Genomic DNA, 15,640 nt, shown 5'->3' on the forward strand with positions numbered 1-15,640 from the left:
AGGATGGCGTCGATGCCCCGGACCCATCCGTCCGCGCGCGCTCATGCCGTTTTGTGCAGACACCCCTGCTGACAGAGAGAGGTCGAGTGTGACTGTCAACGACCAGGACCCCTATTCGGTCGTTTCCATGGATTCGGATCCCGAGGAGACGAACGAGTGGGGTGAGTCCCTCGACGGACTCGTCTCCGCGAAGGGACACGAGCGCGGCCGCGAGGTCATGCTCAGCCTGCTGAAGCGTTCGAAGGAGCTCCACCTCGGCGTGCCGATGGTGCCGACGACGGACTACCTCAACACGATCGCGCCTGAGAACGAGCCCGAGTTCCCCGGTGACGAGGACCTCGAGCGGCGCTACCGCGCCTGGCTGCGCTGGAATGCCGCGATCCTCGTGCACCGCGCGCAGCGCCCGGGCATCGCGGTCGGCGGCCACATCTCGACGTACGCCGGTGCGGCCTCGCTGTACGAGGTCGGCCTGAACCACTTCTTCCGTGGACACGACCACCCGTCGGGCGGCGACCAGGTCTTCTTCCAGGGCCACGCCTCCCCCGGCATGTACGCCCGCGCCTTCCTCGAGGGCCGGCTCGGCGCCGAGCAGCTCGACGGATTCCGCCAGGAGAAGTCGCACGCGCCCAACGGCCTCTCGTCGTACCCGCACCCGCGGCTCATGCCCGACTTCTGGCAGTTCCCAACGGTGTCGATGGGCCTCGGCCCGATCAACGCGATCTACCAGGCGCAGCTCAACAAGTACCTGACCAACCGCGGCATCAAGGATGCGTCGGAGCAGCAGGTGTGGGCGTTCCTCGGCGACGGCGAGATGGACGAGGTCGAGAGCCGCGGCGCGCTGCAGCTCGCCGCGAACGACGGCCTCGACAACCTCAACTTCGTGATCAACTGCAACCTGCAGCGCCTCGACGGCCCGGTGCGCGGCAACGGCAAGATCATCCAGGAGCTCGAGAGCTTCTTCCGCGGTGCCGGCTGGAACGTCATCAAGGTCGTCTGGGGCCGCGAGTGGGACGACCTGCTCGCCCGCGACCACAACGGTGCCCTGCGCAACCTGATGAACATCACGCCCGACGGCGACTACCAGACGTACAAGACCGAGTCCGGTGCGTACGTCCGCGAGAACTTCTTCGGCCGCGACCCGCGGGCGCTCGAGCTCGTCTCGCACCTCAGCGACGACGAGGTCTGGGGCCTCAAGCGCGGCGGCCACGACTACCGCAAGATCTACGCGGCCTTCAAGGCGGCCACCGAGCACAAGGGCCAGCCGACCGTCATCCTGGCGAAGACCATCAAGGGCTACGGCCTGGGCAAGGCCTTCGAGGGTCGCAACGCGACCCACCAGATGAAGAAGATGACGCTGGACAACCTCAAGACGTTCCGCGACGAGATGCGCATCCCGATCTCCGACGCGCAGCTCGAGGAGAACCCGTACCTGCCGCCGTACTACCACCCCGGCCAGGACGACGAGGCGATCCAGTACCTGCAGGAGCGCCGTCGCACCCTCGGCGGATACGTCCCCGAGCGTCGCTCGACGCACGTCCCGGTCTCGGTCCCCGACGAGTCGGCCTACGCCATCGCGAAGAAGGGCTTCGGCACGCAGGAGATCGCCACGACGATGGCGTTCGTCCGGCTCCTCAAGGACCTCATGCGGTCGAAGGACTTCGGCCACCGCATCGTGCCGATCATCCCCGACGAGGCGCGCACCTTCGGCATGGACGCGTTCTTCCCGAACGCGAAGATCTACAACCCGAACGGCCAGCACTACACGTCGGTCGACCGGGAGCTGCTCCTCGCCTACAAGGAGAGCCCCCAGGGCCAGCTGGTGCACGTCGGCATCAACGAGGCGGGCGCGTTCGCCGCGTTCACCGCGATCGGCACGTCGTACGCCACGCAGGCCGAACCGCTCATCCCGATCTACGTCTTCTACTCGATGTTCGGGTTCCAGCGCACGGGCGACGCGATGTGGGCCGCGGGCGACCAGATGGCCCGCGGGTTCATCATCGGCGCGACCGCGGGCCGCACCACGCTCACCGGCGAGGGCCTGCAGCACGCGGACGGCCACTCGCACCTGCTCGCCGCGACGAACCCGGCGGTCGTCTCCTACGACCCCGCGTACGGCTACGAGATCGGCCACCTCGTGCGGTCCGGCCTCGACCGGATGTACGGCGGGTCGCACCCCGACCCGAACGTCATGTACTACCTCACGGTGTACAACGAGCCGCTCGTGCAGCCCGCCGAGCCGGAGGGCGTCGACGTCGAGGGCATCGTCAAGGGCATCCACCGCATCTCCGAGTCGAACGTGCAGGGCCCGAAGGCGCAGCTGCTCGCATCGGGCGTCGCCGTGCCGTGGATCCTCGAGGCGCAGCAGCTGCTCGCCGAGGACTGGGGCGTGTCGGCCGACGTGTGGTCGGTCACCAGCTGGACCGAGCTCGCCCGCGACGGCCAGGCGGCCGAGGAGCACAACTTCCTCCACCCGGAGGAGGCGCCGCAGGTCGCGTACCTCACGCAGAAGCTCCAGGGTGCCGCCGGTCCGTTCGTCGCCGTGTCCGACTACATGAAGGCGGTCCAGGAGCAGATCCGCGCCTACGTGCCCGGCCGCTACGTCACGCTCGGCGCCGACGGGTTCGGCTTCTCCGACACCCGCCCGGCCGCACGTCGCTTCTTCAAGATCGACGGCCCCTCGGTCGTGGTCCGCACCCTGCAGGCGCTCGCCGAGCGCGGCGAGGTCGACCCGTCGCTGGCGGTGCAGGCGATCGAGAAGTACCGCCTCCACGACGTCAACTCCGGCACCACCGGGACGGCCGGCGGCGAGTCCTGACGGGCGGAACGGTGGCTCCGAAGGCGAGGACGAAGGCGGAGACGCTCGCGTGGTTGCGGACCATCGCGGGCGAGCTCGCCACGCGCACGCTGAAGCGGCTCGAGGACCAGCTCCCCTGGTACAGCGACATGCCGCCGAGCCGCCGTTCCTCCGTCGGGCTCGTCGCCCAGGCGGGCATCACGAGCTTCATCTCGTGGTTCGACGACCCGCGGTCGACGCCGTGGATCGCGGCCGACGTGTTCGGGGCGGCTCCGCGGGAGCTGCTCCGTTCGGTGAGCCTGCAGCAGACGCTGCAGCTCATCCGGGTCACCGTCGAGGTCGTCGAGGAGCGCGTCAAGGACGCCGGTGAACCGCTGCGCGAGGCGATCCTCCTGTACTCCAGGGAGATCGCCTTCGCGGCGGCCGACGTCTACGCACGCGCCGCCGAGGCGCGCGGCCTGTGGGATGCGCGTCTCGAGGCGCTCGTCGTCGACTCGATCCTGTCGGGCGAGCAGGACGAGGAGCTGCCGAGCCGGATCGCCGCCCTCGGCTGGCACGGCCACGGCGAGGTCGCGGTGCTCGTGGGCACCGCCCCCAAGCAGTTCGACGTGGACCAGGTCCGCCGCGCGGCCCGGCACATGCACGCCGACGTCCTCGTCGGCGTGCAGGGCAGCCGGCTGGTCGTGGTCATCGGGCGCTCCGACCCGCAGTCGCGCGAGCTCGAGGAGCCGGTCGGCACCGCCCCGGCCCTGACCTTCATGGAGATCGCCACCCAGCTCGAGCCGTACTTCGGCTCCGGCCACCTGGTGCTCGGGCACGCGGTGCAGAACCTCGTGGACGCGTCGAAGAGCGCCCGCGCGGCGCTGGCCGGCTTCGCGGTCGCGCGGTCCTGGCGGAACGCGCCGCGTCCGGTGCACGCCGACGACCTCCTCCCCGAACGCGCCCTCGCCGGCGACGTCCTGGCGAAGGCCACGCTGGTGCACCGCATCTACCGCCCGCTGCAGGCCCACTCGACCGAGCTGCTCACCACGCTGTGGAGCTACCTCGACAACGGCAGGTCGCTCGAGGCCACGGCCCGCGAGCTCTTCGTGCACCCGAACACGGTGCGGTACCGCCTGAAGCGGGTGTCCGAGGTCATCGGCTGGGACGCGACCGGCGCCCGCGAGTCGCTCATCCTGCAGACCGCGCTGATCGTCGGCTCGATGACCGACCACGAGGCGGGCAGCCGACGCCGGCCGCAGAGTTGACGCGGGCTCACCTCCTTGTGCGACTCGAACAACCACCCTCGGAATAGCTTGTCGCGAGTTCACACAGCTGGTGCGATGACGATTGGCAGACTGGGAGTGTGATCGTCGTCGTCTGCCCTGGACAGGGCTCCCAGACCCCCGGCTTCCTCGCCCCCTGGCTCGCCGAGCCCGCCTTCGCATCTCGGCTCGACGCGCTGTCCGAGGCATCCGGGATCGACCTCGCCGAGCACGGCACCGTCAGTGACGCCGACACGATCCGCGACACCGCGATCGCCCAGCCGCTGATCGTCGCGGCCGGCATCCTCTCGTTCGGCGCGCTCGCCGACGGCGACCGCCGCGCCCGCCTCGGCGGCGTCGCCGGCCACTCGGTCGGCGAGCTCACCGCCGCGGCCGCCACCGGCATCCTCAGCGACCTCGACGCGGTGCGCCTCGTCGCCGAGCGGGGCCGGGCCATGGCGGATGCCGCGGCCGAGGTCGCGACCGGCATGAGCGCCGTCCTCGGCGCCGACGAGGACGCCCTCGTGGCCCGCCTCGACGAACTCGGCCTCGAACCGGCGAACTTCAACGGCGGCGGCCAGGTCGTCGTCGCCGGCGCGATCGACGCCCTCGAGGCGCTCAAGGCCGAGCCCCCGGCCGGCGCCCGCGTCATCCCGTTGCAGGTCGCCGGCGCGTTCCACACGCGCTACATGGCACCGGCGGTCGAACGCCTCGCGGCGTTCGCGGCGACCCTGACGCCGGCCGACCCGACGCTGCCGCTCTGGACCAACCGCGACGGCAGCGCCGTCGCCAGCGGCGCGCAGTACCTCGACCTGATCGTCGGCCAGGTGTCGTCTCCGGTGCGCTGGGACCGCTGCATGGAGGCGTTCGCCGCCGCCGGCGTGACCGGCATCATTGAGCTCGCGCCCGCCGGCGCCCTCGTCGGGCTCGCCAAGCGCGGCCTGCGCGGCGTGCGCGGCGTGCCCACCGTCGCGGTGAAGACCCCCGACGACCTGCCCGCTGCGTTCGACCTCATCGACCAGTCCGCCTGACCCGAAGGAACCGGAACACTGAGCATGACCGCACCCACGCTTCGGCAGTCGCAGGGCAGCCCGTTCACCCGCATCTACTCGATCGGCGCCGCCCGCGGCGAGTTCGCCGTGCCGAACGCCGACCTCATCGGCCCGATCGACTCCTCCGACGAGTGGATCCAGCAGCGCACCGGCATCGTCACCCGCACCCGCGCGGGCGCCGACGTGCTCGCCGTCGACCTGGCGACCGACGCGGCCCGCGAGGCGATCGAGAAGTCCGGCGTCGCCGCCGACGAGATCGACCTGGTCATCATCGCGACGATCTCCAACGTGCAGCAGACCCCGTCGATGGCGGCGGTCGTGGCCGACCGCGTCGGATCGAACCCCGCCGCCGCGTACGACATGAACGCCGCCTGCGCCGGCTACGCGTACGCCGTGACGCAGGCCGACGCCCTCATCCGCGCCGGCGCCGCCCGCTACGCGCTCGTCATCGGCGCCGAGAAGCTCTCCGACGTCGTCGACCCGGCCGACCGCTCGATCTCCTTCCTCCTCGGCGACGGGGCGGGCGCGGTCGTGATCGGTCCGAGCGAGACGCCCGGCATCTCGCAGACCATCTGGGGCTCGGACGGCTCGAAGGCCGGCGCCGTCGGCATGGACCACACGCTCGTCGAGTTCCGCGACGGCTCCGCCTCGTGGCCCACGCTCCGCCAGGAGGGCCAGACGGTCTTCCGCTGGGCGGTGTGGGACATGGCGAAGGTCGCCAAGCAGGCCCTCGAGGCCGCCGGCGTCACCGCCGACCAGCTCGCCGCGTTCATCCCGCACCAGGCGAACATGCGCATCATCGACGAGTTCGCCAAGCAGCTCGGCCTGCCCGACACGGTGGTCATCGGCCGCGACATCGCGACGACCGGCAACACGTCGGCGGCGTCCATCCCGCTCGCGACCCACCGCCTGCTCGCGGAGCACCCCGAGCTCTCCGGAGGCCTCGCCCTCCAGATCGGCTTCGGCGCCGGACTCGTGTTCGGCGCCCAAGTGGTGGTCCTCCCCTGAGGATCGCTGAACCCCAACCCATCCGCACGCGCTCCCGAGCACGTGTCGCCTAGGAGAAGGAACGCACCATGGCACTGTCCACCGAAGAAGTCCTTGCCGGCCTCGCCGAGCTCGTGAACGACGAGACGGGCATCGCGACCGACACCGTTGAGCTCGACAAGTCGTTCACCGACGACCTCGACATCGACTCGATCTCGATGATGACGATCGTCGTCAACGCCGAGGAGAAGTTCGACGTGAAGATCCCCGACGAAGAGGTCAAGAACCTCAAGACCGTCGGCGACGCCGTCACCTTCATCGTCAACGCCCAGGCGTAGTCGGCGCACCGGGGCCGGCGCGACGCCGGCCCCGTGCACCACCCCGCACGTTTCCATCCCCCTTCCGGAGTGTCCTCGAACATGACCAAGAAGATCGTCGTCACGGGTATCGGCGCGACCACGCCCATCGGCGGGACCGCGCCCGAGAGCTGGACCGCCCTCCTCGCCGGTGCATCCGGTGCGCGCTCGCTCGAGCACGAGTGGGTCGAGCAGTACCAGTTGCCGGTCACCTTCGCCGCCGAGGCGCTCGTCCGCCCCGAGACGGTGCTCGACCGGCCCGTCGCCAAGCGGCTCGACCCGTCGTCGCAGCTCGCACTGGTCGCAGCCCTCGAGGCCTGGGCCGACGCCGGCAGCCCCGAGGTCGACCCGGAGCGCCTCGGCGTCGACTTCGCGACCGGCATCGGCGGCGTCTGGACCCTGCTCGACGCGTGGGACACGCTGCGCGAGAAGGGCCCGCGTCGCGTGCTGCCGATGACCGTGCCGATGCTCATGCCGAACTCGGCCTCGGGCAACCTGTCGCTGCACTTCGGCGCCCGCGCGTTCGCGACCACGGTCGCGAGCGCCTGCGCCTCGAGCACCGAGTCCCTCGTGAACGCGTACGAGCACCTCCAGGAGGGGCTCGCCGACGTCGTGATCGCGGGCGGCACCGAGTCGGCGATCCACCCGATCACCATCGCGTCGTTCGCCTCGATGCAGGCGCTGTCGAAGCGGAACGACGACCCCGCGCACGCGTCCCGGCCGGGCAGCATCGACCGTGACGGCTTCGTCATGGGCGAAGGCGCCGCCGTGCTCATCCTCGAGACCGAGGAGCACGCGAAGGCCCGCGGCGCGAAGATCTACGCCGAGATCGTGGGCGGCGGCGTCACCGCCGACTCGTACCACATCACGGCGAACGACCCCGAGGGCCGCGGCGCGGCCCGCGCGGTGCGGCTCGCCCTCGAGGCGGCGGATGCCTCGCCCGACGACGTGACGCACATCAACGCGCACGCCACGTCGACCCCCGTCGGCGACCCGAACGAGTACCAGGCCCTGAGGGCCGTGTTCGGCGACCGGATCGACGAGATCCCCGTGTCGGCCACGAAGGCCTCCACCGGGCACCTGCTCGGCGGCACCGGCGCCCTCGAGGCGATCTTCACGGTGCTGGGCATCCAGAACCGCGTCGCGCCGCCGACGATCAACCTCACCACCCAGGACCCGGAGGTGCCGTTCCGGCTCTCCGGCGAGACGCAGGCGCTCGGCGACGGCCCCCAGCTCGCGATCTCGAACTCGTTCGGGTTCGGCGGGCACAACGCGGTCGTCGCGATCCGTTCGGTCTGACCTCGGCGGGTGGCCGAGCCATCCGACCGAGCGAAACGGCCCCGGCAGGAATGCCGGGGCCGTTTCGTGTCGCAGTCGCCGCCTCGGGTGTGCGCCGCCGGGGTTGGTCGTCCGGTCGACGCGCCGAGCGCGGCGATCCGCGGGTCAGCCCACCTGGTTGAGGCAGGCGACGGGGGCGAGGTCGCTCGCGTGGCGGAACGGCTCGAGCTCGTCGTCCCACGCCTGCCCGAGCGCGAGCCGGAGCTCGCGGTGCAGCTCGTGGGGGTCGGCGCCGGCGACCTCCATCGCATACCGGATGCGGTCCTCCGGCACGACGGTGTTGCCCGACGTGTCGGTCTGCGCGAAGAAGATGCCGAGGCCGGGCGTGTGCATCCAGCGCGCGCCGTCGGATTCCGGGGTCGGGTCCTCGCTCACCTCGAACCGCAGCTGCTCCCAGCCGCGCAGGCCCGACGCGATGCGCGCGCCGTCGCCGACGCTGCCGGTCCAGGCGAACTCGGCGCGCATCGTGCCGCGCAGCACCGGCTGCTCCGTCCAGTCGAAGCTCACGGGCATGCCGATCGCACGGCCTGCCGCCCACTCGACATGCGGGCACACCGCGCGAGGCGAGGAGTGGATGAACAGCACTCCTCGCGCGGCGCGCTCGGCCCGCGTGCGTTCTCCCGCCATCTCGTTCTCCGTTCCCGTGAGGTGCGTCTTCCCCTACGACCTCGGAACAGCGGAACGCGATGCGCGGCATGTTCGGTTGCGACGGACGAGCCGTCACGCCGATTATGCCCCGGATCAGGGCCGCCGACAAGCGAGTCTCCCGCGTGTTATCACTATGCTGAGTGAGGAGATCCACGGATGGAGGCGCCATGGCGGTCCGAGACGCCCTGCTCACGCTGCTGCTGCCGGGTCCGCGGTACGGGTTCCAGTTGCACGGCGAGCTCGCGGAGCGCACCGGGGGCCGGCGGGCCATCAACGTCGGCCAGACGTACGCGACCCTCGAACGGCTCGCGAAGCAGGACCTCGTCGAGCCCGCCGGCGCGACCGACGACGGGTTGCCGCTGCACCGGCTGACGCGCGCCGGCCGGACGGCGGCGATGGCGTGGCTCGACGGCGCCGACGCCGCCGGAGCGGATCCGTGGGACGAGACCGTCGACCGCGTGCTCCTCGCCCGGTCGCTCGAGGCGCGCGGCATCGACCCGGTCGCGATCGCCGATGCCGAGCGCGATCGCTGGACCGGCCGGGTCGCCGCAGCCGACGCGGCCGCAGGCTCGACGTCGGCCCGCGCCGATGCCGCCTCGCCGCACGACGACGGACCGGCCGTGGCCGCCGCCCTCGCCGCGGCCGCCGACCTGGCTCGCGGCCGGGCCGTCATCGGATGGCTCGACGCGATCGCCGCCGAGCCGCCCGCCCAGTGGGCGTCGAGTGCCGAGCGCCCGCGCCGCGGACGGCGGCCCGGGCGGGCGTCAGGCGACCCGGCGAACGGGAGTCCGTCCGCCGGGCCCGTTGCGCCCGTCTCCGACGCTCAGTCCCCGGCGTCGGAGTAGCGCTCCACGATCGCGAGGTCGAGGGGGAAGTCGAGCGGGAAGTCGCCGAACAGCATGCGTGCGGCCTCCGCCGCCGACTCGCGCACCGCGTCGGCGACGGCATCGGCGAGGGCCTGCGGCGCGTGCACGATGATCTCGTCGTGCAGGTAGTACACGAGGTGGGGCATCCGCTCGAACACCGGACCCGACGCACGCGCGACGGGGTCGTCCGCACCCGACGCGGCGTCCGCGCCGATGGCGGCCAACCGGACGCGCAGGCCTGCCATCCAGCAGAGCGCCCACTCGGCCGCGGTGCCCTGCACCACGAAGTTACGGGTGAACCGACCCCAGTCGCGTGCCGACGACCTCGCCCGCGACTCGTCGGCCCTGGTCGCATCGGGCTCGGCGGCTCGCGCCTGCACCGCCCGCCACTCGGCGGGCGGCAGCGGCGACGACCGGCCGAGGAAGGTGCTCACGCGCAGGCCCCGCTCCCCCGCCGCCGCGGCGCGGTCGACCAGCCCCATCGCGGTCGGGAACGCCCGCGACAGGCGCGGCACGAGCCGCCCGCTCTCCCCCGTCGTCGCGCCGTACATCGCGCCGAGCATCGCGACCTTCGCCTGCGCCCGGGTCTCGACGACGCCCGCCTCGACGATGCCGGCGTACACGTCGCGCCCGCGCGCGGCGTCGGCCATGCGCAGGTCGCGCGACATCGCCGCGAGCACCCGGGGCTCGAGCTGCGCCGCGTCGGCGACGACGAGGACCCACCCCGGATCGGCGGCCACCGCGGCGCGCACCTGCTTCGGGAGTTGCAGCGCTCCGCCGCCGGAGGTGGCCCAGCGCCCGGTCGCGGTGCCGCCCGGCACGTACTCGGGGCGGAACCGGCCGTCTCGAACCCACTCCTCGAGCCAGGTCCACCCGTTCGCGCTGAGCAGGCGCGAGAGCTTCTTGTAGGCGAGCAGCGGCTCGATCGCGGGATGCTCGTGCTCGGCGAGCTCCCAGCGGCTCGTCGACGTGACGCCGATGCCGGCCAGTCGGAGCGCGCGCAGCAGGTCGACCTGGGAGTCGAGGTTCACGGTCGGGGCGCCGAGCTCGGACCGCACCCGCACCGCGAGCTCGTCCATGCGCTCGGGCTTGAACCCCGGCGCCGGGCGCGGACCGAGGATCCGTTCGAGCACGGCCTCGTGGATCGACGCGTCCCATGGCAGGCCGGCCGCGGCCAGCTCGGCCCCGATGAGCGCACCGGCCGACTCCGCCGCCGCGAGGAGCCGCAGCGCGGCCGGGGCGGCGCTCGACGCGATCAGCCGCTCCTGGCGGTCGTGCTCGGCGACGACGTCGTCGAGACCGGCGGTGCCGCCGTGATCGGCGCCGCTCGGTGCGGGGGCGCCCGCGGCCGCAGGGTCGGCATCGGGCCCGCGGTCGGCGTCCGGTCGATCGGGCGCGGACGGCGGCGGCGAGGCATCCGCATCGGCGAACTCCTCGAAGTCGAAGAGGGCCGGGCCGGTGACCGCCGGCGCGGTCGGTCGCACCGCGAGCGGCGTCGCCGCCTCGGCCGGGCCGAGCGGCAGCCACGACGGCCGGGATGCCTCCTCTCCGGCCGTGTTCCGCGCGGCCGCCGTCGACTCGGCGTGGGCGAGCAGCGCGCCCACGAGGCGGAGGTCGTGGCAGCGCTCCACGCGCACGCCCGCCGCGAGGAGCCGTGGGTACCACTCCCGGGTGTCGACCCAGACCCACCGTGGACGCTCGTGCTCGAGGCGGCGCACCTCGGCCGGGAGGTCGTCGAGGTCGACCTCGCGCGGTGTCGGCTCGGGCCGGTCGGGATCGACGAGGCACACCCGGCGGGGGCCGGCGCCCGAGATCACGATCCGCACCACCACATCATCCCCCGGCCCGCCGACACGGCGATGTCGGCGGCTGGCGGCAGGATCGCGTCGACGGAGGAGGTCGGATGGTCGCGGTGCGGTTCGCGTGCGGGCACGGGGCGCCCGAGGGGCAGGCGGTGACGCTGCGTCGCGGATGCCCCGTCTGCATGCTCGTCCAGGAGACGCGGCGTTCGCGCAGCGAGCTGCTCGGGCGGGTGATGCCGGCCGAGCGCGCGCGCCTCGCCGCCGAGACGAAGGTGGGCGCCACCTACGACTGGCGTTGCAGCCGCGGCCACGACCGCTACACCGCGACCGTGCTGGAGGTGCTCACGGGGTCGGGCTGCGCCAAGTGCCGCGCCGCGGCGACCGCGCCGGCCGCCCGCCCCGAGGCCGGCGTCCCGTTCCTGAAGCCCGGCCTGCGCGTCGGCACCTCTGCCACCGAGCACCGGCTCAAGGCCATGCTGGGCGCGCGGATCCGGCTCAACCACCGGGTGAACGCGATCCACATCGCCGGGCTCTTCCACGGCCGGCGCGAGGTCTGGCCCGACATCATCGTCCCGCCGCTGCGGATCGTCGTCGAGTACGACGACCCGGGCCGGACGAAGCTGGCCCACCGCGGACTCTCCGAGGCATCCGACCTCGAGAAGGACGACCTGCTGCGCGACGTCGGGTGGGAGGTCATCCGCATCCGCGCTGCGGGGCTCGGGCCGATCGGCCCGCATCACGTCGTGTGCGCACGACTCACCGAATCGGTGGCCGACGAGGTGGTCGCGATCATGCGGACGATCCGCGGCGGTCCGGCCGTCGACGCGATCGCGATCGACGGCCGGAGCCGCGTGGGCGAGGTCAGTGCCGGCTGACCGCCGTGACGTCCGCCGGAAGCCGCCGACGTCGGTTGCGGGTCCATGCCAGGGCGGCGCCGCCGAGCACCAGCATGATCGCCGCGAACGCGAACGGTGCGCCGGCATCGAAGCCGGATGCCGCGAGCGAGTCGGGCCCGTCGGCGGTGTTCTGCAGCTCGATCGACACGATCTCCCCGGCACCGACGGTGATCGTGGGATCCGTCGTCGCGACCCCGTCGACGATCCAGACCGGCGACCCCCACTCGATCCCCGGTACGGAGGGCGGTGCCGCCTCGGTGAACGTCACCGTGGAGCCCACTGGCAGGTCGGCGACCGTGGTCGTCTGCCCGGCGCGCACCTCGAGCACCTGGGCGGGGCCGTCGTCCACCTGGTACCGCACGGTGAAGATCGTGTCGGCCGGCACGGCGTCCGCCCCGTCCCCGGTGACCGTCTTCGTCACCGAGAAGCCTCCGGGGGCGACCTGCGCGTCGTTCTGGAGACCGATCTCGATGCGGGTGTTCGCCCCGGACATGAACGTCACCCAGCCGTCGGCATCCGGCGCGACCGGTTCGCCGTCGATGGTCCAGGTCGGCGTCCCCCACGCCACGCCGGGGATCGGAGGCGGGGTCCCCTCGCGGAGGTAGACCTGGACTCCGGCGGGGAAGCCGTCGACCTCGATCGGCACGCCGGCGCTCACCTGCGCCACGGTGATCGGTCCGTTCGAGACCCGGTACTCGATCGGGAAGGTCGTGTCGTCCGGAACGAGGTCGGACGCCTCCCCGGTCGTGGTCTTCACGAACGAGATCGATCCGAAGCCGTTGGCGGTGTTGGTGAGCGCGAGCGCGACCGTGGTACCGGCCTGGACCACGAAGGTGACGTTCCCGTCGGCGTCCGGGATCAGCGGGACGCCGTCCAGCGTCCATCCGGGCGTTCCCCACTCGATGCCGGGCAGCACCGGCAGGTCGCCCTCGCGCACGGTCACGACGGTTCCAGCCGGCAGGCCGTCGAAGGTGATCACCTGGTCGGCCGGGATCGAGATGGTCGACTCCGGTCCGCCGTCGACGGTGTACACGATCGGGAACTCGAGGTCGTCGGGAAGCGCTCCGCTGCCGTCGCCGATGACGGTCTTCGAGATCGAGATCCAGCCGACGGCTTCCGCGAGGTTCGTGAGCTCGAGGGCGATGGTCTCCCCGCCGACGAGGGTGAACTCGACGGCGCCGTTCTCGTCCGGCTCCACCGGTTGACCGTCGACGGTCCAGGTCGGCGTGCCCCAGGTGATGCCGTCGACGTCGGGCAGGGCGACCTCAGAGATCGTCACGACGTCACCCACGGCGAGGTCGTCGACGATCGACGGCGTGTCCGGAGTGACCACGAGGTCGATCGGCGCTCCGCCGTTGACCTGGTACCGGAGCGTGAACTCCGCCCCGGACGGGACGGTGGTGGCGCCGGAGCCGGTGAGCGACTTCGTGACGCTGAACCCGGCCGGGATCTCGGCCGCCGTGTCGGTCACCACGAGTTCGATCTGGGGATGCGTGGCATCGATCGTGAACGACGTGTCGCCGTCCCACGTGACGTCGCCCCAGGCGAGTCCGGGCGGCAGCGCGTCGTCGTCCGGCTGCACCTCCCACACGGCGACCTGGGTGCCGAACGGGAACTCGATGCCGGGCGAGACCGGCGTGCCGTCGGGCTGGAGTTCGAGCGTGCCGGTCAGCACGTCGCCCTCGGGCGTGATGGCGAGGTAGCGGACCTCGAACACGGTGCCCGGCGCGAGGTCGGCGGCGTCGACCCCCGAGAGCGCCTTCGCCACCGAGAACGTGCCTGCGTCGACCGGGGCGTCGCACGGCAGCGCGCCGGCGAACATGTACGAGTGCACCTCGCCGCCGGCGATCCGGACGGAGTTCGCGATGATCTGGCCGTCCCACGGCTGGGCGGTGATGCTGAGGTCGGCGTTCGGCGCGTAGATCGAGCCGTCGCCCCGACCGCCGGTGCTGATGTCGACCGCGCCCGTGACCTGCGAGAGGTCCCAGATCACATACGGCGAGTACGTGCCCTCGGGATCGATGGACGGCGGGAAGATCGAGGTGGTGCCGGGTTCGACGTGGATGACCAGGGGGTTCAGGGGCCCGGGGGTGCCCTGCGAGAACTGGAGCAGGCTCGCCCCGGCGATGTCGGCGTACTCCACCACGTTCGGCTGATCCGGCGAGAGGGCGCCGAGCACGATCCGGTCGCCGACGTCCTCGATGATCTCGACCGGGTAGCCGACGAGCTGGTCGGGATCGACCACCTGCGCGAGGCACTGGTCGACCTCGTCCTCGTCGGCCTGGGCGTTCGCCTCGACGTAGTCCGCGACCACCGACTGCGTGTCGGCGCCGGTCTCGTAGGTGTAGATGCTGCCACCGCCCGCCGCGGTCGTCGGCGGCACCGAGTCGTCCGGGTAGTCCTGCTGCATCGCGTCGATGAGCGGCGGGTCGTCGGTGCCCTGCTGGAGCGCGTAGCGGAGCCAGTCGGCGCGGGTGAACGAGACGAACGGACCGCCGCGGTCGACGATCTTGAGGTCACCGAGCTGCGACGGCTCGGTCGCGCCCACGCTGGTGATCTGCACTCGGCCGGTGTTCGTGACCGGATCGGAGCCGTACGAGCCGATGAGCACGCGGGTGGGGTCTCCGTCGATCGTCGGCAGGACGTAGCCGCCCGTTCCCGCGATGACGTGGGCGAACTGGTACTGGCCGCTCTGGGTGACCCGCAGCTCACCGCCGACCGCGATGCTCCCCTCGAACTCCGAGTTGCCGAGTTCCGCGTCCTCGTGCGCGTAGACCGTGAAGCCGCCGGCCAGGGTGAACGGATTGATCGCCGACTTGCCGGACGGGAGGATCGCCGGCGCGATGGCCCCGGCCGCGCCGGACACCGGCGGAGCGGCCGACGCCGAGGAGCCTGCCACGGCGAGGCCGCCCGCGAGCACGGCGATGCCGATCACCGCGACGGCTGCCTGCCAGCGACGACGACTCTTCCTCATGAGCCCCCTCGGCCTCGACTCGGGTGCGAGCGTCGGTCGTTCCCCCGACCGTGCGCTCGTCGATTCCTTCGATGGATCGCTTCACCCAGCCAACCACATCACGAGCCGGAGAGCCCACCACCACTTCGGGCGGGTCGGATCCCTCCGGCGGGTGCGGAAGACCCTCCGGTCGAGGGCGTGGCGGGCGGAGGACTCCGGCGCCCCGTCCGCTGCGGCTCAGCGCCCGCGGACGCGATTGCTGCGGGCGTCGTGGGTCAGTTCGGCCAAGCCCATCTCCTCGAGCAGCGGCGGCAGGTACATCCCGAAGCGGCCGCGGTAGCCCTTGCGGAGCCCGTACCACCCGCCGACCGGATTCCCCGGATCGCGCCCCCACGCCTCGACGGTGCCGGGCGCCGCGTCCTTCTGCTCGTCGGCTGCGCCGAGGGGAACCCAATCGCCCTGCTCGAGGAGCCACGCATGGAGGTCGTCGGGAGCGCTGAGCCGGTACGTCAGCGTCGTGGAGCCCACCCGGCACACCAGGACGGGCGGATCGGCGGATTCGTCGCGATGCATGGTGTACTCGCTCGTGCCGGGCGCGGTGCGCAACCGCCACGGATCGTCCTGCGTTCCGCTGCCGCTCATGGGTCGGCTCCATTCCGGTTCGACGGGTCGGGGCCGATGCTAGTCCTGCCCGGTCGGGGCGG

The 15,640-nt window shown here is 72.2% G+C and carries 12 protein-coding genes; 8 read left to right on the plus strand and 4 right to left on the minus strand.

Going from position 1 to position 15,640, the window contains the following annotated elements:
* Positions 1-88 precede the first annotated feature (88 nt).
* From aceE to ACGGZK_RS13860, 6 genes are all read left to right on the plus strand, one after another.
* On the plus strand, positions 89-2,815 hold the full coding sequence (gene aceE, locus ACGGZK_RS13835; protein WP_395243219.1) for a pyruvate dehydrogenase (acetyl-transferring), homodimeric type: 2,727 nt from the start codon (positions 89-91) through the stop codon (positions 2,813-2,815).
* Between the two features lie 53 nt (positions 2,816-2,868).
* Positions 2,869-4,041 carry a PucR family transcriptional regulator gene (locus ACGGZK_RS13840; RefSeq protein ID WP_395243220.1) on the plus strand — a complete coding sequence of 391 codons (1,173 nt, stop codon included), beginning with the start codon at positions 2,869-2,871 and terminating at the stop codon, positions 4,039-4,041.
* A gap of 98 nt (positions 4,042-4,139) precedes the next feature.
* Positions 4,140-5,069 carry an ACP S-malonyltransferase gene (locus ACGGZK_RS13845; RefSeq protein WP_395243221.1) on the plus strand — a complete coding sequence of 310 codons (930 nt, stop codon included), beginning with the start codon at positions 4,140-4,142 and terminating at the stop codon, positions 5,067-5,069.
* A gap of 24 nt (positions 5,070-5,093) precedes the next feature.
* Positions 5,094-6,098, plus strand: a complete 1,005-nt coding sequence (locus ACGGZK_RS13850; protein ID WP_395243222.1) for a beta-ketoacyl-ACP synthase III — start codon at positions 5,094-5,096, stop codon at positions 6,096-6,098.
* Positions 6,099-6,166: 68 nt separating this feature from the next.
* Entirely contained in the window at positions 6,167-6,415 is a 249-nt protein-coding gene (locus ACGGZK_RS13855) for an acyl carrier protein (RefSeq protein WP_166871586.1), read from the plus strand.
* Between the two features lie 81 nt (positions 6,416-6,496).
* Positions 6,497-7,732, plus strand: coding sequence for a beta-ketoacyl-[acyl-carrier-protein] synthase family protein (locus tag ACGGZK_RS13860; protein ID WP_395243223.1), 1,236 nt, complete (start codon positions 6,497-6,499; stop codon positions 7,730-7,732).
* Between the two features lie 144 nt (positions 7,733-7,876).
* Here ACGGZK_RS13860 and ACGGZK_RS13865 read toward each other — a convergent pair whose 3' ends face one another.
* Entirely contained in the window at positions 7,877-8,398 is a 522-nt protein-coding gene (locus ACGGZK_RS13865; RefSeq protein WP_395243224.1) for a DUF3145 domain-containing protein, read from the minus strand.
* A 188-nt stretch (positions 8,399-8,586) separates the two neighbouring features.
* Between ACGGZK_RS13865 and ACGGZK_RS13870 the strand changes: the two genes are divergently transcribed.
* On the plus strand, positions 8,587-9,264 hold the full coding sequence (locus ACGGZK_RS13870) for a PadR family transcriptional regulator (protein ID WP_395243225.1): 678 nt from the start codon (positions 8,587-8,589) through the stop codon (positions 9,262-9,264).
* Here the strand turns inward: ACGGZK_RS13870 and ACGGZK_RS13875 are convergent.
* Positions 9,243-11,111: a bifunctional 3'-5' exonuclease/DNA polymerase gene (locus tag ACGGZK_RS13875; protein WP_395243226.1), complete on the minus strand. Its 1,869-nt coding sequence runs from the start codon at positions 11,109-11,111 to the stop codon at positions 9,243-9,245. The genes ACGGZK_RS13870 and ACGGZK_RS13875 overlap by 22 nt on opposite strands.
* 77 nt (positions 11,112-11,188) lie before the next feature.
* On the opposite strand from ACGGZK_RS13875, the gene ACGGZK_RS13880 reads away from it, so the two are divergent.
* Positions 11,189-11,962, plus strand: coding sequence for a hypothetical protein (locus tag ACGGZK_RS13880; protein ID WP_395243227.1), 774 nt, complete (start codon positions 11,189-11,191; stop codon positions 11,960-11,962).
* On the opposite strand, the gene ACGGZK_RS13885 is transcribed toward ACGGZK_RS13880, so the two are convergent.
* Complete coding sequence (locus ACGGZK_RS13885; protein ID WP_395243228.1) at positions 11,949-14,957, minus strand: DUF5979 domain-containing protein; 3,009 nt, start codon at positions 14,955-14,957, stop codon at positions 11,949-11,951. The genes ACGGZK_RS13880 and ACGGZK_RS13885 overlap by 14 nt on opposite strands.
* Before the next feature lie 216 nt (positions 14,958-15,173).
* The gene (locus tag ACGGZK_RS13890; RefSeq protein ID WP_395243229.1) at positions 15,174-15,578 is read right to left on the minus strand and encodes a DUF6855 family protein; all 405 of its coding nucleotides are present in this window, start codon (positions 15,576-15,578) and stop codon (positions 15,174-15,176) included.
* Between the last annotated feature and the right edge of the window lie 62 nt (positions 15,579-15,640).

Origin of the sequence: Agromyces sp. MMS24-K17, assembly GCF_043950245.1 — a bacterium.
Lineage (GTDB): Bacteria > Actinomycetota > Actinomycetes > Actinomycetales > Microbacteriaceae > Agromyces.